Origin of the sequence: Dietzia maris (assembly GCF_036287335.1) — a bacterium.
Classification (GTDB): domain Bacteria; phylum Actinomycetota; class Actinomycetes; order Mycobacteriales; family Mycobacteriaceae; genus Dietzia; species Dietzia cinnamea.
This window is the reverse complement of sequence record NZ_CP143053.1, coordinates 3,496,396-3,520,660: the sequence shown is the minus strand read 5'-3', so window position 1 is coordinate 3,520,660 and position 24,265 is coordinate 3,496,396. Positions and strand designations below refer to the sequence as shown.

The window sequence follows — 24,265 nt, the reverse complement described above, 5'->3', positions numbered from 1 at the left end:
GGGCTCCGCCCTCGGCTGTCGCCGGCCGCCCGCCGTTGTGGCCCACGTCCGCTACCCGGAATCCGGATCCGCGGAGGCCGGGCCCTCCGGGTGCAGCGCGTCGGCCATCCGTCGGGCCTCGTCAGGGGTGCTGGGGCCGCCGATCTCCGTGGATCGTTCGATCTCGGCCGGGTCGCGCCCGTCGTCCGCGCAGTGCCGTGCGAGCACCTCGGACCCATGGCGGTACGTCTCCACGTCGACGAACGAGTGCCAGGTGTCGGCGTGACGCGCCACGTGCCGAAGGGTCTTCTTCTCGTTCCGGTCGGGAGATTCCTTGGGCCGGTACCGAGATCCGCCCCGGTCCACTAGTGTGGCCCACATCACTGACGCTGCATCAAATATATGTGATCTGAACCGGGGAGACGCACATGACCACCACCGAGCCCGACAAGACGGGACCCTCCTTCGCGAGCCTGGACCCCCGCGACGGAACCGTCCTCGCCGAGTATCCGATCGCGGGGCCCGAGGAGGTCGGCCTGGCCGTGGAGCGGGCGCGGGCCGCCGCGCGCTGGTGGCGCGGCCAGGGCCCGCGGGGTCGCCGGGCGTGGCTGCTGGAGTACAAGCGTGCCATCTCCTCCCGCGCCCAGGAATTGGCGTCGCTGATCTCCGCTGAGACCGGCAAGCCGGACGAGGACGCGACGCTGGAGGTGATGCTCGCCGTCAGCCATCTGGAGTGGGCGGCCAAGAACGCGGACAAGGTGCTGCGTCGACGCGCGGTCTCGGCCGGGTTGCTGATGGCGAACCAGGCCGCGTACGTCGAGTACCAGCCCTACGGGGTGGTCGGGGCCATCGGTCCGTGGAACTACCCGGTGTTCACCCCGATGGGCACCCTGTCCTACGCGATGGCTGCCGGCAACGCGGTCGTGTTCAAGCCGAGCGAGCTCACTCCGGGTGTCGGGGTGTGGCTCGCCGAGGTGTGGGATTCGCTCGGGGCGTCCCAGCCGCTGATCCAGACGATCACCGGCGACGGCTCGACGGGTAACGCCCTGTGCAGGGCGGGGGTCGACAAGCTGGCCTTCACCGGTTCCGCCGCGACGGGTCGTAAGGTCATGGCCGCGTGCGCGGAGACACTGACGCCTGTCGTCATCGAGGGGGGCGGCAAGGACGCGCTGTTGGTGGACAGGGACGCCGATCTCGATGCGGCCGCAGACCAGGCGGTGTTCGGCGCGATGGGCAACGCCGGTCAGACCTGCGCTGGCGTCGAGCGGATCTACGTCCACGAGGACGTCAAGGACGCGTTCGTCGGCAAGTTCACCGCCAGGGTCCGCGCGCTGACGCCCGGCAGCTCGATCACCTCGAGCTACGGGCCCATGACGCTACCGGCGCAGGTCGACATCATCCGCCGGCACGTCGAGGATGCGATATCCCGCGGTGGCAAGGCCGTCGTCGGCGGCGAGGACTCGGTGGGCGAGAAGATCGTCGAGCCGGTGGTGCTGGTCGACGTTCCCGAGGATTCGAGCGCGGTCACCGAGGAGACCTTCGGCCCCACCGTCGTCATCAACCCGGTGGCGGACCTGGAGGAGGGCGTGGAGAAGGCCAATGCCACCAGCTACGGGCTGGGCGGGTCGATCTTCACCGGCGACCGCAGGCGTGGCCTGGCGCTGGCCGAGAAGCTCGATGTGGGAATGGTGTCTATCAACTCGTTCCTCGCCTTTGCCGGCATCCCCGCTCTGCCGTTCGGCGGTTCCGGGGACTCGGGCTTCGGCCGCATCCACGGTGCCGACGGTCTGCGTGAGTTCGCGCGCCCCAAGGCCATCACCGCGCAGAAGTTCTCGGCGCCGCTGAACCTGATGACCATGACCCGCAAGCCGCGCGACATCAAGATCGTCAAGTGGATGCTCGCCAACGTCCAGGGAAAGCTGTGATGTGACATGACCGCCACCACTCCCGAGAGGACCGGAGAGACGACGACGACGAGGGCGTCCGACTCCGACCGGCCCGCCCTTCCCGGGGTGTTCGGAACCATCCCGGCAGAGCTCGTCGTGGAGCCGGCAGTCGAACACCCGCTGACGGCGCGGGTCCCGCTCACGCCCGGGCGGTGGTACTGGCGGGATCTCATCGCGACGCTCGATCCGGTGGCGGACGCACCGGAGATCCGCCGCATCACCTCGACGTACGAGTTCCCGTGGGACTACCAGCGGGCGCTCGAGCTGGCCCTGTACCGGACCTACTGCATCCCCTCGGTCTCGGCTGTGTTGGAGGAGGCGGGCAACTTTCGCGACCACCCGCAGAAGCGGTACGACGACACCGCGCTGCTCATGGTGGAGCTCGTCGAGCACGGGTACGACTCGCCGCGCGGCAAGGAGGCGCTGCGGGTGATCAACCGGCAGCACGCGCGGTACGAGATCACGAACGACGACATGCTGTACGTGCTGTCGACGTTCATCTACGAGCCGCTGGAGTGGATCGACGCCAACGGGTGGCGCCGCCTGCACCCGCATGAGCGCCTGGCCGCGTTCCACTTCTACCGGGGGGTGGGTCAGCGGATGAAGATCGCCGACATCCCCGAGGACATCGGGGAGTTCCGGCGCTGGCGGGACGAATACGAGTCACGTGCCATGCGGTACGCCCCGACCAACGAGCTGATCGGCACGTACACCCTGGACCTCATGTGTTCCTGGTATCCCCGGGCGGTCCGGCCGGTGGTGCGCCGGGTGGTGCTGTCGCTGATCGACGACGACATGACCCGCGCCTTCGGGTTCCCGTGGCAGCCGCCGGTGCTCCGTGAGGCCGCGTACGGGGCACTGCGGGCGCGGTCGAAGATCGTCCGGTGGATGCCGGTGCGTCGCCGGGAACTGGGCGCTCGCGGGACCGAGAACCGGACGTACCCCGGCTACCCGGATGGTTACCGGCCCGCGGACCTGGGGGCGTGCCCCATCCGGCCGCGGGACCGCACGTTGATCGAGGCGAAGGAGTCGAGTCGATGACCGCCACCGGACGCGACGCGATCAGGGTCGACCACGACGACCCGGGCGTGGTGACGATCAGTATCAACCGGCCCGATCGGATGAACGCGCTCGACCACTCCACCGTGACGGCCCTGGTCGAAATCATCACGGAGTACGGTGCCGATCCGGCCACCCGGGCCATCGTCCTGGCGGGAGAGGGCGGGGCGTTCACGACCGGTGCCGATCTGCAGGCGATGAGAGAAGCGGGGGAGGACGCGCCCACCCCCGACGCGACGATGGATCGTGCGGCCGCCCTGGTCCGCGCGGTGCTCACCACGCAGGTGCCGGTGATCGCGGCGGTCACCGGGCCCGCGGCCGGCGTGGGAGTCTCGCTGGCGCTGGCCTCCGACCTCGTGCTCATGTCCGAGGACGCCTACCTGCTGTTCGCGTTCACCAACATCGGTCTCATGCCCGACGGAGGCGCCAGCGTGCTGCTGCCGGCGGCCGTCGGGCGGTCGATCGCCTCGCGGATGCTCCTGCGTGGCGATGCGGTCTCCGCGTCGGAGGCGCGCGACGTCGGACTCGCCCTGGAGATCCACCCGTCATCGGACCTCCGGCCGGCTGCCGCCAAGCTCGCCCGCCGGCTCGCCCGCGGGCCGCGTCGGGCTCTCGAACTGACCAAACGCGCCGTCGCCGGCGCCACCCTGGCCGAACTCGACGCCGCATTGGCCCGCGAGCACGAGGGCCAGCGTGAATTGCTGACCTCAGCCGACTTCGCCGAGGGCGTGTCCTCGATCCTCGAGAAACGCCGCCCGAACTTCTCCTGACCCGCGCTCCTCCCTCACCCCTCAGAAAGGTCGAGATGATGACCACTGTCGCGGACCCCACCACAACGGATCCCATCGCCGAACTCCATGCCGCACGCCGCAACACCTGGAACACGTGGGTCGCCACCCATGCCGAGATGAAGCCGGACGCCGAAGCGTTGCGGTTTCTCGGCCAGGCCACCACATGGAGGCAGCTGCACGAGCGCAGTGGCCGCTTCGCCGACGCGTTGGCCCGCCGCGGCGTGGGCAGGGGCGATCGGGTCATGCTCATCACCCTCAATAACCCCGAGTTCGTCGAAGCCATTCTCGGGATCAACGAACTGGGTGCGATCGCGGTGCCGGTGAATTTCCGACTCACCCCGGGCGAGCTCGCCTACCTGGTCAGTGACTGCGCGCCGAAGGTCGTCATCACCGACGCGGTGCTCGCCCCGCTCGTGGGCGCGATCCGCACCCAGGGCGAGGAGCCGGGGGAGCACATCGTCATCGGCGGCGAGTCCGCTGCGGAAGACCAGACCACGTATGCCGACGCGCTCGCGGAGGAGGGTGCGAGGCATGATCCGGTGGACGTCCCCGAGGACTCGACCGCCCTCATCATGTACACGTCCGGCACCACGGGCCGGCCCAAGGGGGCGATGCTCTCCTACGAGAACCTCACCGCCCAGTCACTGACCTGCATCCGGGTGTTCCGCCTCTTCGACGAGGAAGGGCGTTCCCTGTGCGCAGCGCCGATGTTCCACATCGCGGCGCTCGGAGCGATCGCCCCCAGCCTGCAGCTCGGCGGTGTGACGGTCGTCCACCCCTTGCAGGCCTTCGACCCCGCGGCGGTCCTGGACACCCTCGAGGCCGAACGCATCACGAGTGTCTTCCTCGTGCCCGTGCAGTGGCAGGCCGTCTGCGCCGAACAGCGGGCCCGGCCGCGGAGCCTGGTGTTGCGCAACATCTCGTGGGGGGCGGCCCCCTCGACGGACACCATCCTGCGGGCCATGGCGGAGACGTTCCCGGACGCGTTGAACTGCGCGGTGTTCGGTCAGACCGAGATGAGTCCCATCACGTGCGCCCTCGACGGCGACGACGCGATCCGCAAACTGGGCTCGGTGGGCAAGGTCATCCCCACCCTCCAGGCCAGGGTGATCGACCCGTTCGGTGAGCCGGTGGGGCCCGGCGAGGTGGGGGAGATCGTCTACCGCGGTCCGACCACCATGTCCGGGTACTGGAACAAGCCGAAGGAGACCGCGGACGCCTTCGAGGGCGGCTGGTTCCACTCCGGGGACCTGGTGCGGATGGACGAGGAGGGTTTCGTCTACGTGGTCGACCGCAAGAAGGACATGATCATCTCCGGTGGTGAGAACATCTACTGCGCGGAGGTGGAGAACGTCATCGCCGGCCATCCGCGGATCCGAGAGGTCGCGGTGATCGGACGCAAGGACGAGAAGTGGGGCGAGGTTCCCGTGGCGGTGGTCGCGCTGAACGAGCAGGACGACGCCGTCGACATCAGCCTGGAGGAGCTCACCGAGTGGCTGCGGGACAAGCTCGCCGGCTTCAAGCTGCCCAAGCATCTGGTGCACGTGGACGAATTGCCGCGCAACGCCAGCGGCAAGGTGGTCAAGGGCGCGCTCCGCGCCGAGCACGGCACCGTGGGCGTCTGACCGGAGGGTTCAGGCGTCCGCGGAGTCCCCGCCCCTCGACTCGTCCCACACGCCCGCCCGCTCGAGATGGTCCACGAGCAGGCGGGCGCCCCTGTCGAACTCCGAGTCGATCACCTCGTGGGCCGTGGCCGTGTCGCCCGCGCGTAGTGCCTCGAGCATGCGGCGGTTTTCGGCGAGGGCGGCGTCCCGCCACTGCCGATCCTCCGCGTACAGCCGGTACGGCATGTAACGGGCGGCATTGGAGAGGAAGCGGGCCAGTTTGTCCGACCGCGACGCGCGATTGATCGAGCGGTGGATCGCGTACTGGGCGCGAACCACCCCGTTCGCGTCGTCTGACGAGGCGGCCGACTCGAAATCGTCCACGAGCCGGGCGTGACGCTCCAGGGCATCGGCGTCGAACCCGGCGATGGCACGGTCGACGATGCGCTTGGACAGTTCGGCCTGGAGCCAGAAGATGTCCTGCACGTCCTGTCGGCTCATCGGAGACACCAGATAGCCGCGCCGGGGGACGAGATCGACCAGTCCCTCGCCCCGCAGAGTCAGCAGCGCCTCGCGAACAGGGGTGACGCTGACCCCGAGTGTTGCAGCCGTCTCATCGAGCCGGATGAAGTCGCCGGGTCGGAGCTCGCCACTCATGATGAGGGTCCGGACGTGATCGGCGACCTCCTCCGACAGCTGTGGACGCTGAGCGAGTCGCGTGGGGGCCAAGTCCGCCACCTCACTTCCCGATACGAAGCGCTCGCCACGGGGCGGCCGCAGCGCAAATCAGATATATCCGTAGCGTGTCACAGTACCCGCCCGACCCGACGATGCGCTCGTGGCACGGCAGTGATTCACGTGAAACATCGGTGATCGCCGGACCCGCGGAGTGATCGCACCGACGACCGGGGAATTTTCACCACGCACGATCCGGCCGGGTGAGACTGGGTGCATGACCGACTCCGCCGGCCCCGCCGTCCACCCCGAGATCCGCCCCGCCGTCCGCACCGAGCGTCGCGACCACGTGCTGCTCGCGATCCTCGACCGTCCCGAGGCCCGCAATGCCGTCAACGGAGAGATGAGCACCCTGCTCGGGCGTGCACTAAACGAGGCCGACACCGACCCGGAGGTCCGGGCGGTGGTCATCACCGGCGCGGGCGAGCAGTCGTTCTGCGCGGGCGCGGACCTCAAGGCCATCGCCCGCGGCGAGGACATCTTCCCCGCCGAGAACCGCGAGTGGGGCTTTGCCGGGATGATGCAGCAGTACGTGTCGGTCCCGGTGATCGCCGCCGTCAACGGCACCGCCCTGGGCGGGGGCTGCGAGATCGCGTTGGCCTGCGACCTCGTGGTGGCCGCCGAGCACGCCGTCTTCGGCCTGCCCGAGGTCAAGCGCGGGCTCATCGCCGCCGCCGGCGGCGCGTTCCGACTGCCCGCCCAGCTGCCGCACCGGGTGGCCATGGAGATGCTTCTCACCGGCGAGCCGATCTCCGCCGACCGCGCCCTCGATCTCCACCTGGTCAACCGCGTCGTGCCCGCCGACCGCCTGCTCGACGAGGCGCTCGAGCTGGCCGCGGTGATCGCCGCCAACGCCCCGCTGGCCGTGCAGGGCACCAAGCGCGTCGCGCTCGGTATCACCGACGGGGCGCGGCCCTCGGAGGCGTACAGGTGGACGGTCAACGACACCGAGATGATCACGGTCATGACCTCGGAGGACGCCGCCGAGGGGCCGCGCGCGTTCGCCGAGAAGCGGGCCCCCGTGTGGAAGGCGCGCTGACCGGGACGGGCCCGCGACCGGATGCGGGCGCCCACCCCACGTCCTAACGTCTGGGCTCATGCCAGACCGACAACGATGGATCAGGGTCGAGGAGGAACTCCACCTCGTCGACCTCCGGACCCGACGACCGGTGCGCCGCGCGCCCGAGGTGCTCGCCACCCTCGCCGACAGCACCGACCCCGCCGGCGACGACAGCGCCGACTCCGCCGGCACCGCCGACAGCGCCGGCACCGCTGACAGCGCCGGCACCGCTGACGGTGGCGCGAGCCCCGTGTCGTCCGCACACCACGGAGCGCTCCTGGTGTCCGATGCGGGCGCCCACACGCGGCTCGAGGACCTCGCCGAGGCGATCCGACGCAACCGCCGGACCCTCGGCGAGGCCGCGGAGACGTCACACGCGGGGATCGTGGCCGCGGGCTCGCTCGCCTCTCCGGGTGTCGAGTTCGACCCGGGCCCCGGCGACTTCCACCCCGGCCCCGGCCGGGAGGCGCAGACGCGCGCGGCCGCCCGCTTCTCCGTGGTGGTCGAGGTCGCCGACGCCGACGAGGCCCAGTACGTCGCGCGGCGGGCGGTCGCGGTGGCCCCCACGCTGCTGGCCATGAGCGCGAGTTCGCCCTACTGGGCCGACGGCACCGACTCCGGCTACGCATCCACCCGCACCTTCGAGGCCCGCTGGTCGCCCGCCCACGTCACCGCGTTCGCCACCGACACCGCCGAGGGCCTGCTCGCGGCCGAGGACGAACTCGTCGGCACCGGTGTCGTGCCGGGCCGGGAGGCGCTCGAGATCGACATCCGCCCGTCCCGGGACGGCGCCGGGGTCGAATTCCGGGCGTGCGACTCCTGTAGCACGGTGGACACCCTCGTCGTCGTCGCCGCTCTGTTCCGCGCGGTCGTCGACACCCTCCTGGCCGAGCGCGCCGACGGTGAGAGCCCCTGGGACGACCCCTCCCCGGCCGTGCTGGACGCGGCGTTCTGGCGCGCGGCGCGGTCCGGCCTCGAGGGTGACCTCGTGGACGTGGTCACCGGGACGCCCCGGCCCGCCACCGAGGTGCTCGTGGACCTGGTCGCCGACCTCGAGTCGCACATCGAGGCCACCGGTGAGGCCGACCTCGTGCGCGATCTCCTCGACGGGGTCCGCGCGACAGGCACCTCGGCCGCCCGGCAGCGCGCCGCGCACCGGCGGCGCGGTCGCCGCGGCGACGTGGTCTCCGTGCTGCTCGCCGAGACCTCGGGCCGGCTGCGGCCGCGTGCCGTCTCCGACGACCGTGGCATGCGCTCCATGCTGTCCGCGTACTCGCCGCTCGGCGAGGCCGTCACCGAGGACGTCCACGACGAGGCGATCACCGCCGACGGCGCGCCGCGACCCGAGTACGTGGAGGTGCTCAAGGCCGTCTCCGACCTCGGCCCCGAGACCCTGCGCGACCGCAAGGCCGGCGTCGACGACCGCCTGCGCGACCTCGGCATCACGCTCAAGGTGTACGGCTACGACGAGCCGCAGGTCTTCCCGCTGGACGCCGTGCCGCGCATCGTGCCCGCCGACCAGTGGAGCCGCATCTCCGCGGGGCTCGAGCAGCGCGCCCGCGCGATGGAGATGTTCCTCCAGGACATCTACGGCCCGAGCGAGATCACGCGCGCGGGGATCGTGCCGCCCGACGCGCTCGAGCGGGCGCCCGGTTTCCGGCCGACCGGCCGCGCGGTGCCGGAGGGCGTGCTGCACGCCCCGGTGTGTGGCGCCGACCTGGTCTCGACGGGGCCGGGCGAGTGGATCGTGCTCGAGGACAACCTGCGCATGCCGGGCGGCTTGGCCATGGCCGTCGCGCTGCGCGACCGGATCGCCGAGGGGTATCCCGAGTTCGGCGCGCGCTCCGAGGTGCACGACCCGCGCGCCGGTCTGGAGCTGCTGGGGAGGACGTTGCGCGCGGCCGCGCCGGAGGGCGTGGACGATCCGCGGATCGCCGTGGTGGTCGCCGAGGACGAGCTGGAGGCCTTCGACCTCATCCACGCCGCCGAGGCGGTGGACGCCGTGGTGGTGACCCCCGATCGCCTGGTGTGTGCGGACGGGAAGGTCTATGGCGACGACGACGAGGGCCGCCACCCCATCGACGTCCTCTACGTCCGTATGGACGAGGAGATGCTCCTCTCGTCGGACGGCGCGGACGGTGTGCGCCTGCGGCGTGGGCTGCTCGGCGCAATGGCCGAGGGGGCCGTGGCCGTGGTGAACGCGCCGGGCAACGGGGCGGCCGACGACAAGGCCATCTACGCGCGGGTCCCGCAGATCATCGACTTCTACCTGGGCGAGAAGCCGCTGATCGGCCAGGTCGACACCTACCTGTGCTCGGACCCCGAGCAGCGGCGCGAGGTGCTGGACCGGCTCGGCGAGCTGGTGGTCAAGCCCATCGACGGCTACGGCGGGTCCGGCATCACGGTGGGCCCGGAGTGCTCGCCGCGGGAGCTCGACGAGCGGCGCGACGAACTGCGCCGCGACGGTTCGCGGTTCGTGGCGCAGGAGGTGCAGTCGCTGTCCACGCTGCCGACGTTCGACGGGCACGAACTGCAGCGTCGCCACGTGGACATGCGGGCGTTCGTGATGCTCAGCCGCGACGCGGCCGGGCAGATCGTCGCCGAGGCCCCGCCGGTCGCCATGACACGCGTCGCGCCCGCGGGCACCATGGTCGTCAACGCCTCCAGCGGAGGGGGCGGGAAGGACACCTGGATCCACCGTGCCTGACATCACCGAGGTCACAGAGGAGAGAGAGTCACTGGACGTCGCCGGGTCGCCCGAGGACGCGGTCGGCGGCCCGGAGTACATCCGGCACACGTCGTCGCCGTGCCTGTCGCCCGACGGGTCGATGCTGGCGTTCGTGGTCACCGAACGGACCGGCTACCCGCGGGCGGTGCAGCGGCCGCTCGGGCCGGGCGGGCTGGACGGTGCCGGCCCGGAGCGCGACGTCGTCCTGCCCATCGACGGCCCCGTCCGCAAGGTCGCGTACTCGCCCAACGGCAAGTGGCTCGCCTGCGAGGTCGCGCCGGACGGTGGTGAGCGCGAGCGCATCTTCCTGGTCACCACGGACCCGGAGGACCACAGCGCGTACGCCGTGGACACATGGGGCGACGCGACCGTGCAGATCGTGTGCTGGGACGGCGAGCTGCTCGCCGTGACGGCGTTCGACTCCGAGGGCGTCGCCGAGGGACGACTCGTCGACCCGGAGTCGGGGGAGAGCACGGTCGTGGACCGCCGGATGGGCGGCGCGCTCGTCCACGCCCGCGACGGGGCGGCGCTGTTCCGGGTGGGTGCCCGCGGCATCCGCGAGCTGCTGCGGATCGTCCCCGACGGCCGGTGGTGGCCGCTGCTGCCCGTCGACACCGGGGCCACGACCGACGCCGGGGTCATCCTCGACGCCGGCGGGCCGGATCGGCCGATGCGCATGGTGGTCCGCAGCGACCACTCCGCCGAGCGGACCGGCCTGCTCGCGGTGGAGGCCGGCGAGGACGGCACCGAGTCGTGGCCGCTCGCCTACCGCGACGACGCCGACCTCGACACCGTCGAGGTGAGTCTGGACCGGTCGACCGCCGTCCTGCTGTGGAACGTCCGCGGGGGGCTCTCCGAGCTGGAGGTCCTGGACATCGCGTCCGACCGGCCGCGCGTCATCGCCCGGCCACCCCTGCCCGACGTGGTGGCCACGTCGCCCACCATCACCGCGGACGGTCGGCTGCTCGCGGTGACGGTCGAGAGCCTCGACGAGCCGCCCCGGGTGGTGATGTACGACGTCGAGCGCTGCCGGTGGACCGGCCGTGGCCCGCACAAGCCGGACCCGGCCCCCGAGCTGGTGACGTTCACCGCCCGCGACGGCCTCGAGCTGAGCGGCTGGCTATACCGCGCCGCGCCGGAGGGTGAGCCCGCGCCCACCGTGGTGTACCTGCACGGCGGACCGGAGGGGCAGTCGCGTCCGGGGTACAACGACGTCGCCCGGCGGCTCCTCGACATCGGGGTGACGTGCTTCGCCCCCAACGTCCGAGGCTCGACCGGATTCGGGCGCTTCTTCAGCCACGCCGACGACAGGTACGGGCGGTTCGCCGCCATCGACGACGTCGAGGACGCGCTGCTGCACCTCGTCGACGAGGGCATCGCCGACCCGGACCGCGCCGTGGTCGCGGGACGGTCCTACGGCGGGTACCTCGTCAACGCCACGCTCGTCCGGCACGCCGGTCGCTGGTGCGGCGGCATCGCGGCGTGCGGGATGAGCGATATGCGGACCTTCTACCGCGACACCGAACCGTGGGTCGCGGCGGCCGCCTACCCCAAGTACGGCAATCCCCTCCAGGAGCAGGAGTTGCTCAAGGAGGTCTCGCCCCTGCGCCGGTTCCATCGGGTGGACGTGCCGATGCTGTTCGTCCACGGCGCGAACGACACCAACGTCCCGCCCAGCGAGAGCGAGCAGGCGGCCGAGGCGCTGCGACGCAGGGACGTACCGGTGGACGTGCTGATCTTCGAGGACGAGGGTCATGAATTCGTGAAATTGGCCAACCGGCAGCTGCTCGGCGACCGGGTGGTCCAGTTCTGTCAGGAGGTGTTCGATGTTCGGACGCGGAAAGACCGAGAGTAAGACCGAGAATCAGGACCCGAGCGGTCTCGAGGAGCGCCTGGTGCAGTGGCGGCGCCACATCCACGCGCACCCCGAGCTGTCGTTCGAGGAGTCCGAGACCACGGCCTACATCGCCGAGCAGCTCCGCGGGATGGGGCTGAAGCCGCGCGAGTTCGAGCTGGGCACGGGCCTGTGGTGTGACGTGCCGGCGGCCGACGGCGCCACCGCTAAGGACGTCGTCGCGCTCCGCGCCGACATCGACGCGTTGCCGATGTCCGAGGAGTCGGGGGAGTCGTTCTCGTCCGAGGTCGAGGGCGTGAGCCACACCTGCGGCCACGACGGGCACACCGCGATGCTGCTCGGTGCGGCCGAGATGCTGGTCGCCGACCCGCCGCCGCGCCCGGTCCGCCTCATCTTCCAGCCCGCCGAGGAGACCATGCCCGGTGGCGCCAAGACCTGCGTCGAGGAGGGCGTGGTCGAGGGCGTCGACCGGATCATCGCGCTGCACTGCGACCCCCACCGCCGCGTCGGCGAGGTCGGGGTGACCGGCGGGCCCATCACCTCGTCTAACGCCAAGATCGGCGTGCACGTCCACTCGGCCGGCGGTCACACGGCGCGGCCGCACGAGACGCAGGACACCGTCCACGCGCTCGCAGAGATCGTCCTGGGTCTGAACGGCGTGGTCGACCGGCGTATCGATCCCCGCTCCGGCACGGTCCTGACGTGGGGGTCGATCAAGGCCGGCGGTTCGGCGCCGAACGTCATCCCGGACTCGGGCGAACTGTGGGGCACGCTCCGCAGCGCCGACCGCGACGTGTGGGCCACCGCCGAACCGCTCGTCCGCGACGCGATCGAGCACCTGGCCGCGCTGTACGGCGTGCGGGCCGAGGTGGAGTACGTGCAGGGCGTCCCGCCCGTGGTCAACGACGACGAGTGCGCTGAGCTCGCCGCCCGTGCCGTGGAGGCGGTGCTCGGTCCCGAGGGCGTGGGTACGGCCGACCAGTCCAGCGGCGGCGAGGACTTCGCCTGGTATACCGAGGAGATCCCGGGCGTGTACCTGCGGCTGGGCGTCTGGGACGGCGAGGGGGACGAGACGGACCTGCATCACCCGGGCTTCGTGCTCGACGAGCGGGCGCTGCTCCACGGCGCGCGCATCTTCAACGAGTTCGCCCGCCTCGACCGCGACGCCTGACCGAACCCGGCCGGGGCCGGGTCCGCCGCCGCGTCAGCGGACGGTGATGGCCGCGTCGCCGGCGGGGACGAGCTCGCCGATCACCGGAGCGCCCGGGATCTCGCCGGCCACCAGCAGGCCGCCGGAGGTCTGGGCGTCGGCGAGCAGCAGCAGTTCGTCCTCGCCCACCCCCGCGTCGAGGTGCGGACGCACCCAGTCGAGGTTGCGGCGCGTCCCGCCGCTGACGAACCCGTCGGCGAGTGCCTGGCGGGCCCCCTTGAGGTAGGGCACGGCGGCCGAGTCGATCACCGCCGAGACGCCGCTGGCCCGGGCCATCTTGTAGAGGTGGCCGAGCAGCCCGAACCCGGTGACGTCGGTTGCGCACTCGACGCCCGCGGCCAGCGCCTGTCGCGAGGCGACGTCGTTGAGGCGGGTCATCGTCTCGATCGCCTCCGCGCTCACCGCGCCGGTGTTCTTGTGCCGGCTGTTGAGCACGCCGATCCCCAGCGGCTTGGTCAGCGACAGCGGCACCCCGGCGCGCCCGGCGTCGTTGCGCAGCAGTCGGTCCGGATCCGCGGTCCCGGTGACGGCCATGCCGTACTTGGGCTCCGGGTCGTCAACACTGTGCCCGCCGGCCACGTGGCACCCGGCCGCTCCCGCGATGTCCTGGGCACCGCGCAGCACCTCGCCGGCCATCTCGTACGGCAGCACGTCCATCGGCCAGCACAGCAGGTTGATGGCCACGATCGGGGTGCCGCCCATCGCGTAGACATCGGACAACGCGTTGGCGGCCGCGATCCGGCCCCAGTCGTACGGGTCGTCCACGACGGGCGTGAAGAAGTCAGCCGTACTGATCACCGCGACGCCGCCGGAGATCCGGACCGCCGCGGCGTCGTCGCCGTCGTCCAGACCCACGATGAGCTCGGCCGCCGGGTCTCGGACCGGGGCGCCGACGAGCCCGGAGACGACGTTCTCCAGGGCGCCCGGCGGGATCTTGCAGGCGCATCCGCCACCATGCGCGTACGAGGTCAGCCGGGCGAGGGGAGATGCGGGATCGGTGGTCATGCCCCGACCCTAGCCACGCGGGCGGCCGGTGGGCACCCACGCACGAGGATCGACGGGCACGTCCGCCGCGGAACGCCTACCCTCGTGGTGGCAGGGAGGCGTCCGGGCACCTGGTGGTCCCCGCGGTCTTCAAAACCGACGTGGCCGAGTATCTCGGTCAGGCGGGTTCGATTCCCGTCCGCCTCCGCCACAACCGTTCGTAAAGGGGAGCGACGATCGCCGAGCAGCCGCCCGCGGGGCCCACGCGGATCGCCGCCGACGATCCACGCTCGGCGCCGGCCCCGGCCGACGTCGCGCGTTCGGTGCAGGCCCCGGCGACCGCCGACGATCCGCGCCGACGTATCCCGTCCACCGACGTCCTGCTCCGCGACCCGCGGCTCGCCGCCGCCGTCACCGAGCTGGGCCGTGAGCTGGTCAAGGCCGAGATCCGGCGCGCGCAGCAGGATGCCCGTGCCGGTGACCTCGACCCGGACGACATCGTCGACGCCGTCATCGCGGCCCTGCCCACCGCGGCGGTGACCCTGACGCGGGTCCTCAACGCCAGCGGCGTGCTCCTGCACACCAACCTCGGCCGCGCACCCCTGTCGGAGGCCGCGGTGCGGGCGCTCGCCGAGGCGGCGGGGACCAACGACGTGGAGCTGGACCTGGCGACGGGACGCCGCGGCAGGCGGGGCCGCGGAGCGCTGGACGCCCTGCGCGCGGCGGTCCCGACGGCCGGGGACGTGCACGTGGTGAACAACGGTGCGGCCGCCCTCGCGCTGGCCGTCACGGCGCTCGGCGGACCGGGGCGCACGGTCGTCATCGCGCGCGGCGAGATGGTCGAGATCGGCGACGGCTTCCGCCTGCCCGAGCTGCTCGAGTCCACGGGCACGCGCCTGCGGGAGGTCGGCACGACCAATCGCGTCAACGCCGAGGACTACGCCCGCGCCATCGACGACACCACCGCGTTCATCCTCAAAGTGCACCCGTCGAACTTCGTGGTGAGCGGCTTCACCTCGTCCGTCCCGCCCGCCGACCTCCGCGGTCTCGGTGTGCCGCTGGTCGTCGACATCGGCTCGGGCCTGCTGACGCCGCATCCCGCGCTCCCCGACGAGCCGGACATGACCACCACCCTCGCCGCGGGTGCGGACCTCGTCACCTCGAGCGGCGACAAGCTGCTCGGCGGCCCGCAGGCCGGGGTCCTGGCCGGTGACGCCGAGCTCGTCCACCGCCTGCGCCGCCACCCGCTCGCCCGCGCGCTGCGGGTCGACAAGCTCACCCTCGCGGCGCTCGAGGCGACGCTGCGGGGGCCTCGCCCGCCCGTCGTGGCGGGGCTCGAGGCGGACCCCGTCGAGCTCATGTCGCGCGCCGAGCGCATCGCCGGCCGTCTGCACGAGGCCGGGGTCGACGCACGGGCGGTGCGGTCGGTCGCGGCCGTCGGCGGCGGCGGTGCACCGGGCGTCGAACTCCCTAGCGCGGCCGTGTCCCTGCCGGAGTCCTTCGCCGACGCGCTGCGCGCCGGCCGCCCCGCCGTTCTGGGGCGGGTCACCGAGGGCCGGTGCCTCCTGGATCTGCGGGCGTTGCCTCCGGGGGACGACGACGAGCTCGCTGCGCTCGTGCTCCGCGCGTGGGCGCTCGCCTGATGTTCGTCGTGGCCACCGCCGGGCACGTCGATCACGGCAAGTCGACGCTCGTCCGCGCGCTGACGGGCGAGGAGCCCGACCGGTGGGACGAGGAACGGCGCCGCGGACTGACGATCGACCTCGGCTACGCCTCGACCACCCTCGACGACGGCCGGACCGTCGCGTTCGTCGACGTCCCCGGGCACCGGCGGTTCGTCCCGAACATGCTCGCCGGAGTGGGGCCGGTGCCGGCGGTGATGTTCGTCGTGGCGGCCGACGACGGCTGGATGCCGCAGTCCGCCGAGCACCTCGACGCCCTCGCGGCCCTGCGGGTGCGGCACGGGATCCTGGTGATCACCCGCAGTGACCTGCTGGAGCCGGAGCTCGCGTTGGCGGAGGCCCGCGAGGCGCTCGCCGGCACCCCGCTCGCCGACATCCCGGCCGTGTGCGTCTCCGCGGTCACCGGCGAGGGCATGGACCGACTGCGCGCCGAGTTGGCCGAGCTCGGCTCGCTCTTGCCCCGGCCCGACCCCGACGCCGACGTGCGCCTGTGGGTGGACCGCTCGTTCACGATCGGCGGCGCAGGCACGGTCGTCACCGGGACCCTGCCCGCCGGCACGATCCGCGTGGGGGACTCGCTCGAACTCGGTCCGTCGGGTCCGCGCGTCACCGTGCGCGGCCTACAGTCGCTCGGGCACACGCGGGACGAGGTGACCGCGGTGGCGCGGGTGGCCGTGAACCTCCGCGGGGTCGCCGCCGACGACGTCCCGCGGGGCAGCACCCTGGTCGCGCCGGGCCGCTGGCGGGCGGTCGACACGGTCGACGTGCGGGTCGACGGGCGGACCGACGCGCTGCCCGAGCAGATCATGGTGCATCTCGGCTCCGCGGCGGTGGCCGCCCGCGTCCGGCCCCTCGACGAGCGCCACGCGCGGCTGACGATCTCCGCGCCGCTGCCCATGCGGATCGGGGACCGCCTCATCCTGCGTGAACCGGGCGCGGACCGGATCCCCTCGGGTGCCGTCGTCCTCGATCCCGCGCCGCCGGAACTGCGTCGCCGCGGCGCCGCCCGCCGGCGGGCGGACGAGCTCGCGCAGGCGCCCGAGTCGCCGGAGTTGGAGTCGGAGCTGCGTCGTCGGGGCGTCGCGCACGTCGACGACCTGCGGGCGTGGGGCGTGTCCGCCCCACCCGTCGGTGGGGCGTACCGCGGGTGGCTCATCGACCCGGAGTGGGCGGCCGCCTTGGCCGGACGCCTGGTCGAGGCCGTCCGCGTGCACGATCGCGACGACCCCCTCGATCCCGGACTGCCCACGGAGGCCGCGCGTCGCGCCCTCGACCTGCCGGATGCCGCTCTTCTGGAGGCGGTGCTCGCGCAGCCCGCCGCCGCGTCGCTGCGGACGGAGGGCGGTCGGGTGACGGCCGGCGCGACTGCGCTACCGGAGAAGGTTCGGTCCGCCGCGGAGCAGGTGGCCGAGCGGCTGCGGGCCGCCCCGTTCGACGCGCCCACCGCCGACGAGCTCGCCGAGCTGGGCCTCGGGCCGCGCGAGCTGGCCGCGTGCGAGCGCGCCGGACTGCTGACCGGGCTGGGTCCCGGCGTCTGGTTGGGCCCGGACGTCTACGACGAGGCGGTGCGCCGACTGCGCCAGCTGCCGCAGCCGTTCACCCCGAGCACGGCCCGGACCCACCTGGGCTCGTCGCGGCGTGTGGTGATGCCGCTGCTCGAGGCGCTCGCCGCGCGCGGGCTCACCCGCCGCGAGGGCGACGACGGCCACGTCGTCACCTGAACGGGTCGTCAGCGGGCGCGGTCGTCGCCCACCTGCTCCGCGTAGGCCTCGCCGCCGCCGCGGGCGTCGCGGCGCTCACGCTGGGGGACCACCACGTACTTCGGGTCCTCCGCCGAGGCCATGCCGGCGTGGAACACCGCCCACCGCGTGCACGCCGACCCGGCCGCCATCGCCAGCCCGGACACCGCGGACAGCAGCCGACTACGCCGACCGAGGACCGTGCCCACCGCGCCGGCGCCGGTGAGGACCTGCGCCGCCCGGTGGTACTTCCCGGCCCGGCCCTCGTGCAGGGGCTCGGCGGTGATGCCCATGGACCGCTGCATGATCTGGTCGGCGGTCAGTTCGAGAGCGGCACCGCCCACCGCCAGCCGACGGGCGGGACCGGTCTCCTCGAGCGGAGTGAGCAACAGGCCCGCCCCGCCGGACGCGGCCGCGGCACTGCCGACAAAGACGAACGGCAGCTCTCGGCGCGCCGCGCTCCAACTCGGCAGGGACGTGTCGGTGAGCAGCACCGCCGTGTACGACGCGACCGCCGGGGCGACGAGCGCCGCGACGAGGCCGGCGGGCCGCGACGCCCGGCTGATGAGCTCGGTGGGCAGCCGCCGGGCGAGCTTCGCCGGCAGCAGCGGCACGATCTCCTCACCCAGCGCCAGGCCCGCGAACGGCCCGTACGCGGAGAGGATCCAGGTGCCCACGCTCATCGGCGACGTCAGCTTGAGCACCCGCAGCATGTGGTGGAACCGCTCCGGGCGCCCCAGGTCGTGGACCAGGTAGTACAGGCTGCCGGTGATCCCGCCGAGCGCGACGATCCGCGCCGAGCGGCGCTGATTGGGCAGTCCGGCCAGGTCCGCACCGGCCGCGAGGAGTGACGAGCCACCGGCCAGCCCGCCGAGGAAGAGATACGCCGCGATGTCGTACTTCCACGGCGGAGCCTTGACGATCGGTTTGCCGTAGTACGAACGGAACTCCGCGGGGGGCACCATGGCCTGCTCGCGGCCGCCCCGGCCCTTCCGGCGGGTCCGGGTGGTCTGCCCCGGGCCCCCGGGAATGCCCGCCTTGTCGTCGTCGTGCTCGGCGCGGTTCCCACCGTCGACGGCCATCAGGACCGTCCCCCCGCGGCGAACGCCGCCACGGCCCCGCCCAGCAGGGTCACCGCGGCGAGCGCGGCCTGGCGCCACATCGCCCCCACGTGCCGCGTGGTCACCACGGGATCCGGCGGCAGCCCGTAGACCTCGGGGTCGTCGAGCAGGAGGAAGAACGCGCCCGTGCCGCCGACGCCGTTGCGGGAGTCGTGGCCGTACAGCTGGGCGTTGGGCTCGCCGGCCTCGACCAGCTGGTCCAGTCGACCGGCCGCGCGCTCGCGGAGCTCGTCGAGATCGCCGAACTGGATCGAGTCGGTGGGGCACGCCTTGGCGCACGCCGGGGTCTGCCCCTCGGTGAGCCGGTCGTAGCAGAGCGTGCACTTCTGCGCGATGCCCACCGCCGGATCGCCAGCCGGACCCGAGCGCCGCTCGATCACGCCGTACGGGCACGCGCTCACGCAGTACCCGCACCCGTTGCAGATGTCGCTCTGCACCACGACCGTGCCGAACTCGGTGTGCATGAGCGCGCCGGTCGGGCACACGTCCACGCACGCCGCGTGGGTGCAGTGCTTGCACACGTCCGACTCCATGAGCCAGCGGAAGTCGGTGGGCTCGCCGGCGTCGGGGGAGTCACCGGGCAGGGTCGGCGCCGGCATGCCCAGGTCGACGGGCGCGCTCGGCGCCGGCGCGACGGACGCGTCCGCCACCCGCGCGGGCACCTCCTGCTCGATGAACGCGACGTGCCGCCACGTCGACGCCCCCAGCGCCTGCGTGTTGTCATAACTCATCCCCGACAGCTCGATGCCGTCCTCGGGGATGAGGTTCCACTCCTTGCACGCCACCTCGCAGGCCTTGCACCCGATGCACACGCTCGTGTCGGTGAAGAAGCCCTTGCGCGGCGGCGGATCCGAGTAGCCGTTGTCCCCGGCCGGGTCGATGTCACCGAAGAAGGACCGTCCGAGGTCGGACAGGAAGGCGGACATGATTCAGCTCTCCGTTCCCGGTTCGGTGGGCACGCCGGCGCGGCGACGGTACTCCTCGACGAACTCGAGTAGCGCGGGGCCACGCGGGCGACGTCCCGCGACGATGTCACAGCTCGTCGCCTTGGTCGCGGGGATGGACACGTTGGGGTCGAGTTGCTGCGGCAACAGGTCGTTGGCCGGGTCGCCGATGCTCACGCCGTTGCCGCCCCAGTGGTAGGGCAGCCCGATCTGGTGGAGGGTGCGGCCGTCGACCTGCAGCGGCGTCATCCGGCGGGTCACCAGGACGCGGGCCTCGATCGCGGAACGGGCGGTCACGATCGTGGCCCACCCGCCGTTGACCAGTCCCCGCTCCCGCGCGAGCTCCGGGGAGATCTCGCAGAAGAACTCCGGCTGCAGCTCGGACAGGTACGGCAGCGTCCGGCTCATGGCCCCCGCCGTGTGGTGCTCGGTCAGGCGGTAGGTGGTGAAGACGAACGGGAACACGTCCGTCCCCGGATCCCCGTGACCCGGTTGCGTCTCGTTGTATCGACCCGGCCGGATCGACCGGGCGGGGTTGGCGTCCCGGCCCGGATAGATCGGGTTGGCCACGGGCGACTCCGGCGGCTCGTAGTGCGCGGGCAGCGGACCGTCGGCGAGCCCGCGGGGAGCGTAGAGCCAGCCCATGCCGTCGTCCTGCATGATGAACGGCTGCGCGCCGCCGATCGCCTCCGGACCCACCGCTCCCTCGGGCGGGGTGTAGTCGGGCGACTTGTCGGCCTCGAAGTCGGGCACGTCGTCACCCACCCACCGGCCGGCGCCGTCGTTCGCGTCGGGGTCCCAGCGGACGTACGCCTTGCGCTCGCTCCACGGACGGCCCTCCGGGTCCGCCGAGGCGCGGTTGTACAGGATGCGGCGGTTGGCCGGCCAGGCCCAACCCCACTCCGGCGCGACGGGGCCCTGCTCGTGCCGGGACTTGCGCCGCGCGGCCTGGTTCACGCCGTCGGCGTAGACGCCGCAGTAGATCCAACAGCCGCATGCCGTCGAGCCGTCCGGCTTGAGCTGCGTGAACGCGGACAGCGGCTCGCCGTCGGGGCCGCGGCCGTTGATCTCGGCGAGCACGGCCTCGGCGTCCGGCTCGTCCACCGTCCCCGGCTCCATGGGGTAATCCCACGTCAGGTCCAGCAGCGGCCGGTCACGCGGATCGGTGGAGTCGGCCAGCTTCTCCTTGAGGCGACGCCCGAGGTGGTAGTAGAACCACAGCTCGCTGCGCGCGTCTCCCGGCGGTTCGACGGCCTGGTGCCGCCACTGCAGGAGCCGCTGCGTGTTGGTGAACGTGCCCTTCTTCTCCACGTGATTGGCGGCGGGGAAGAAGAACACCTCGGTGCCGATGTCCTCGGTGCGCATCTCGCCGGTCTCGATCTCCGGCCCGTTCTTCCAGAAGTCGGCCGACTCGATCATGACCAGGTCGCGGACGACCAGCCAGTCGAGGTTGGCCAACCCGGCGCGCTGCATCCGCCCGTTCGCGGTACCCACCGCCGGGTTCTCGCCCACCAGGAAGTACCCGCCGCCGCCCTCGTTGACCTGACGCTGCACGGTTGCGGTCGAGTCTGCCTTGCCCGTGAGCTTGGGCAGATAGCCGTAGGCGAAGTCGTTGTCCTCGGTGGCCGCGTCTCCCCACCACGCCTTGAGCAGGCTGACCATGTACGAGCGCATGTTGCCCCAGAAGCCCTGCGCCTCGTCGTCGGTGCCGATGTAGCTGTCCAGATCCGGCTGGCTGTGCGCGTCCGGAGTGGGCAGGTAGCCGGGCAGCAGGTCGAACAGGGTGGGGATGTCGGTCGAGCCCTGGATGCTCGCGTGCCCGCGCAGCGCCATGATGCCGCCGCCGGGCCGGCCGATGTTGCCGAGCAGCAACTGCAGGATCGCGGCCGTGCGGATGTACTGCACGCCCACGGTGTGCTGGGTCCAGCCGACCGCGTAGCAGAACGCCGACGTGCGTTCCCGCCCCGAGTTCTCGGTCAGCGCCCGGGCGACGCGGTGGAAGTCCTCCGTCGCGATGCCGCAGGTGCGCTCGACCATCTCCGGGGTGTAGCGACTGAAGTGCCGCTTGAGGATCTGGAAGACGCACCGCGGGTGCTGGAGGGTCTCGTCCACGTTCGGGTCGGTGGTGGTCGCCGAAGCGCGGGCGCCGGCGGCGCCGGGGACCTCCGCGGGCTCGTCGTCCGAGTCGTCCTGACCCGAGCCGCTCTCGTGCGGCATGTCGTTGCCGCGACCCTCGTACTGCCACGACTCGAAGTCGTACGTCCGGTCCCCGCTGTCGAACCCGGAGAACAGGCCCGCCAGGTCTTCGGTGTCGAGGAACTCCTCGCCGATGATCGTCGACGCGTTGGTGTAGGCACGAACGTACTCGTGGAAGTAGGAGTCGGTGGTCAGGACGTGGTTGATCAGCCCGCCGAGGAACGCGATGTCCGAGCCGGCGCGGATCGGCACGTGCAGGCCCGCGAGGGCGCTGGTGCGCGTGAACCGCGGGTCCACGTGGATGATGGTCGCGCCGCGCCGCTTGGCCTCCATGACCCACTGGAAACCCACGGGGTGGGCCTCGGCCATGTTGGAGCCCTGGATGACGATGCAGTCAGCGTTGGCCAGATCCTGCTGGTAGTTCGTGGCACCACCACGCCCGAACGAGGTTCCCAGACCGGGAACGGTGGAGGAGTGTCAAATTCTGGCCTGGTTCTCCACCTCGATGGCGCCGAGCGCCGTGTAGAGCTTCTTCATGAGGTAGTTCTCCTCATTGTCCAGCGTCGCCCCGCCGAGGCTGGCTAAGCCGCGGGTGCGCCGGACCGTGTCGCCCTTGTCGTCCGTGTCCTCCCAGAACTCTTCCCGCGACGCCAGGACGCGCTCGGCGACCATGTCCATCGCCGTCTCGAGGTCCAGTTCCTCCCACTCTGTGGCGTACGGCTTGCGGTGGAGGACCGTGGTGATGCGCCCGGGGTTGGTCACGAGCTGCTTGCTCGCGGATCCCTTTGGGCACAGGCGGCCGCGCGAGATGGGGCTGTCGTCATCCCCCTCGATCTGGACGACCTCGCCGTCGGAAACGTAGACGTCTTGGCCGCACCCGACCGCGCAGAACGGGCAGACGCTCTTGACCACCTTGTCGGCCGTCTTCGTACGAGGGGTGATCTCCAGTGAGCGGCGCGAACGGGTCGCGCTACCGCGGCCGAGCAGGTCGGACCCGGCCAGCTGGCGCAACACGGGCCAGTTGAGCGGCGAGCCGTACCTCGCCAGCTCGGGCCCGGACCCCCGCGGCCGATCCGGCCCGGACTGCTGGTACTCCGACTCCGACATGCCACCTCCCGTACTCGCGTACGGGCCCCATGTAACGCGAGCCCCCCGGGCCCCGCAAGCGAATCGACGTCGGCCCCGCCCGGTCGCGCGCGGGCGGGCGACCGATCCGTCACGCGGACGCCTCCGATCCGCATCATGGTGGGGTGGACGAGCAGACTCAGACCGATTCCGGGGCGTTCGCGACCGTAGGGCTCATGGCCGACCCCGGAGTGCCCCGCCGGGTCGCGGTGGCGATCGCGGACGACCTCGCCGAGGACCTCGGCCGTGAACTCGGTGGACGCTGGCGGGTGGAGGTCGACCAGGAGACCCTCCCGCTCGGACCGGAGGGGGAGATCCGGCTCACCGAGCACGCCCCCCGCCTGCTGCAGCAGCACGGGTGGGACTTCGTGCTCTATCTGACGGACCTGGCGACCCACCCCGACGGCGTGCCGGTGTTGTACGACGTCAGCGGCTCGACCGCGGCCGCCCTGGTGTGTGTGCCGGTGCTGGGGGTCTTCCGCGTGCGGTCGAAGGTCCGCGAGCTGGCGCTCCGGCTGGTCCGTTCGGGGACCCACCGAGACGGACTGGGCGTGCCCGGCACCGACGACCTGCCCCCGGCGCACCGGCGCGGGTTCGCCAACCGGGCCCGCCTGCTCGCGGGCATGGTGCACAACAACCGACCCACCCGGATGGTGACGACGCTGTCCGGTGTCGTGGCCGCCGGGGCGGGCTCCGGTGCCTTCGGCATCTTCTACGGCAGCATCGCTTCTCTCGCGGTGGAGCTGCACGCGCTCCGACTGCTGCTCATCAGCATGATGGGTGTGCTCACCCTCGTTTTGTGGCTCATCCTGCGCAACGGACTCTGGACCCGTCGGAACGACGCTTTCACGCCCGGCAACCGACGGATGGACAACGCGGCCACGGTCCTCACGGTCGGGGCGGGTGTGGGCATCATGTTCGTCGGTCTGTTCGCGGCGATGTTCGTCCTGGCGCTCACCGTGATGGACGCGGACTACCTCGCGACGCAGCTCGACCGACCCGCGGTCCTGCTCGACTACGTCCATCTGGCGTGGCTGTCCAGCTGCCTGGGTGCCTTCGCCGGCGCCCTGGGATCGAACTTCGACGACGAGAACGTGGTCCGCGAGTCCACCTACAGCCTGCGGTGGCACGAGCGCCGCAAGATGTTCGACAGCTACCAGAGCCGTGAGGGCGACCCGGACGAGCAGCAGGAACAGCAGCGGATCGAGCGCGAGCATGACGACGACAACGACGACGACAACGACGACGACAACGACGACGACAACGACGACGCCCGCGGCCATGACACGCAGCATCACGGCGAGCGGAGCTACGGCGAGCGGAGCCGCGGCGAACAGGGCCACGGCGAACAGGGGCACGGGGAGCATCCGGGTGTCGACACGGCCGCCGGCGGCGAAAGCCGCGGAGAGGTCGACGACGACGGGGCTCCGGACCGCGGGGGCGTCATCGCGGACGGCGACTCCGAGTCCTCTCGGCAGGTGGAGGATGACCGGTCGAGAGGGTAGAC

The 24,265-nt window shown here is 72.0% G+C and carries 17 protein-coding genes and 1 tRNA gene; 12 read left to right on the top strand and 6 right to left on the bottom strand.

Annotation, left to right across the window (positions count from 1 at the left end; translation table 11 throughout):
• Window positions 1-51 precede the first annotated feature (51 nt).
• Window positions 52-273: a hypothetical protein gene (locus VYL96_RS17315; RefSeq protein ID WP_407935067.1), complete on the bottom strand. Its 222-nt coding sequence runs from the start codon at window positions 271-273 to the stop codon at window positions 52-54.
• A gap of 134 nt (window positions 274-407) precedes the next feature.
• Between VYL96_RS17315 and VYL96_RS16360 the strand changes: the two genes are divergently transcribed.
• From VYL96_RS16360 to fadD5, 4 genes are read left to right on the top strand one after another with little or no spacing between them, the layout of a single operon-like run.
• Window positions 408-1,904, top strand: coding sequence for an aldehyde dehydrogenase family protein (locus tag VYL96_RS16360; protein ID WP_061913443.1), 1,497 nt, complete (start codon window positions 408-410; stop codon window positions 1,902-1,904).
• A 6-nt stretch (window positions 1,905-1,910) separates the two neighbouring features.
• Entirely contained in the window at window positions 1,911-2,966 is a 1,056-nt protein-coding gene (locus VYL96_RS16355; protein ID WP_131886258.1) for an oxygenase MpaB family protein, read from the top strand.
• On the top strand, window positions 2,963-3,754 hold the full coding sequence (locus VYL96_RS16350) for an enoyl-CoA hydratase-related protein (RefSeq protein ID WP_061913445.1): 792 nt from the start codon (window positions 2,963-2,965) through the stop codon (window positions 3,752-3,754). The genes VYL96_RS16355 and VYL96_RS16350 overlap by 4 nt, the downstream gene beginning before the upstream one ends.
• A gap of 35 nt (window positions 3,755-3,789) precedes the next feature.
• Entirely contained in the window at window positions 3,790-5,400 is a 1,611-nt protein-coding gene (gene fadD5 / locus VYL96_RS16345) for a fatty-acid--CoA ligase FadD5 (RefSeq protein WP_083961753.1), read from the top strand.
• Window positions 5,401-5,409: 9 nt separating this feature from the next.
• Here fadD5 and VYL96_RS16340 read toward each other — a convergent pair whose 3' ends face one another.
• Entirely contained in the window at window positions 5,410-6,117 is a 708-nt protein-coding gene (locus VYL96_RS16340) for a GntR family transcriptional regulator (protein WP_131886259.1), read from the bottom strand.
• A gap of 214 nt (window positions 6,118-6,331) precedes the next feature.
• Between VYL96_RS16340 and VYL96_RS16335 the strand changes: the two genes are divergently transcribed.
• The 4 genes from VYL96_RS16335 to VYL96_RS16320 are packed head-to-tail and all read left to right on the top strand — an operon-like array spanning window position 6,332 to window position 12,928.
• Window positions 6,332-7,153, top strand: coding sequence for a crotonase/enoyl-CoA hydratase family protein (locus VYL96_RS16335; protein WP_063972761.1), 822 nt, complete (start codon window positions 6,332-6,334; stop codon window positions 7,151-7,153).
• Window positions 7,154-7,211: 58 nt separating this feature from the next.
• Entirely contained in the window at window positions 7,212-9,881 is a 2,670-nt protein-coding gene (locus VYL96_RS16330) for a glutamate-cysteine ligase family protein (RefSeq protein WP_131886260.1), read from the top strand.
• On the top strand, window positions 9,874-11,757 hold the full coding sequence (locus VYL96_RS16325; RefSeq protein WP_131886261.1) for a S9 family peptidase: 1,884 nt from the start codon (window positions 9,874-9,876) through the stop codon (window positions 11,755-11,757). Before VYL96_RS16330 ends, VYL96_RS16325 begins: the two co-directional genes overlap by 8 nt.
• Window positions 11,729-12,928, top strand: a complete 1,200-nt coding sequence (locus VYL96_RS16320; RefSeq protein WP_131886262.1) for an amidohydrolase — start codon at window positions 11,729-11,731, stop codon at window positions 12,926-12,928. The genes VYL96_RS16325 and VYL96_RS16320 overlap by 29 nt, the downstream gene beginning before the upstream one ends.
• A gap of 33 nt (window positions 12,929-12,961) precedes the next feature.
• On the opposite strand, the gene selD is transcribed toward VYL96_RS16320, so the two are convergent.
• Window positions 12,962-13,972 carry a selenide, water dikinase SelD gene (gene selD, locus VYL96_RS16315; protein WP_131886263.1) on the bottom strand — a complete coding sequence of 337 codons (1,011 nt, stop codon included), beginning with the start codon at window positions 13,970-13,972 and terminating at the stop codon, window positions 12,962-12,964.
• Between the two features lie 94 nt (window positions 13,973-14,066).
• Here selD and VYL96_RS16310 point away from each other — a divergent pair.
• The 3 genes from VYL96_RS16310 to selB all read left to right on the top strand — a co-directional run bounded on the left by VYL96_RS16310 (window position 14,067) and on the right by selB (window position 17,354).
• A tRNA-Sec gene (locus VYL96_RS16310) sits at window positions 14,067-14,162 on the top strand.
• A gap of 169 nt (window positions 14,163-14,331) precedes the next feature.
• On the top strand, window positions 14,332-15,594 hold the full coding sequence (gene selA / locus VYL96_RS16305) for an L-seryl-tRNA(Sec) selenium transferase (RefSeq protein ID WP_243699769.1): 1,263 nt from the start codon (window positions 14,332-14,334) through the stop codon (window positions 15,592-15,594).
• Complete coding sequence (gene selB, locus VYL96_RS16300) at window positions 15,594-17,354, top strand: selenocysteine-specific translation elongation factor (RefSeq protein ID WP_207913589.1); 1,761 nt, start codon at window positions 15,594-15,596, stop codon at window positions 17,352-17,354. The genes selA and selB overlap by 1 nt, the downstream gene beginning before the upstream one ends.
• Window positions 17,355-17,362: 8 nt before the next feature.
• Here the strand turns inward: selB and nrfD are convergent, their stop codons facing one another.
• From nrfD to fdh, 3 genes are read right to left on the bottom strand one after another with little or no spacing between them, the layout of a single operon-like run.
• Window positions 17,363-18,454: an NrfD/PsrC family molybdoenzyme membrane anchor subunit gene (gene nrfD / locus VYL96_RS16295; protein WP_243699767.1), complete on the bottom strand. Its 1,092-nt coding sequence runs from the start codon at window positions 18,452-18,454 to the stop codon at window positions 17,363-17,365.
• The gene (locus VYL96_RS16290; protein ID WP_131886265.1) at window positions 18,454-19,419 is read right to left on the bottom strand and encodes a 4Fe-4S dicluster domain-containing protein; all 966 of its coding nucleotides are present in this window, start codon (window positions 19,417-19,419) and stop codon (window positions 18,454-18,456) included. The genes nrfD and VYL96_RS16290 overlap by 1 nt, the downstream gene beginning before the upstream one ends.
• Before the next feature lie 3 nt (window positions 19,420-19,422).
• Window positions 19,423-22,740, bottom strand: coding sequence for a formate dehydrogenase (gene fdh, locus VYL96_RS16285; RefSeq protein ID WP_407935066.1), 3,318 nt, complete (start codon window positions 22,738-22,740; stop codon window positions 19,423-19,425).
• Window positions 22,741-22,883: 143 nt separating this feature from the next.
• Between fdh and VYL96_RS16280 the strand changes: the two genes are divergently transcribed.
• Complete coding sequence (locus VYL96_RS16280) at window positions 22,884-24,263, top strand: hypothetical protein (protein WP_131886267.1); 1,380 nt, start codon at window positions 22,884-22,886, stop codon at window positions 24,261-24,263.
• Window positions 24,264-24,265: the final 2 nt, after the last annotated feature.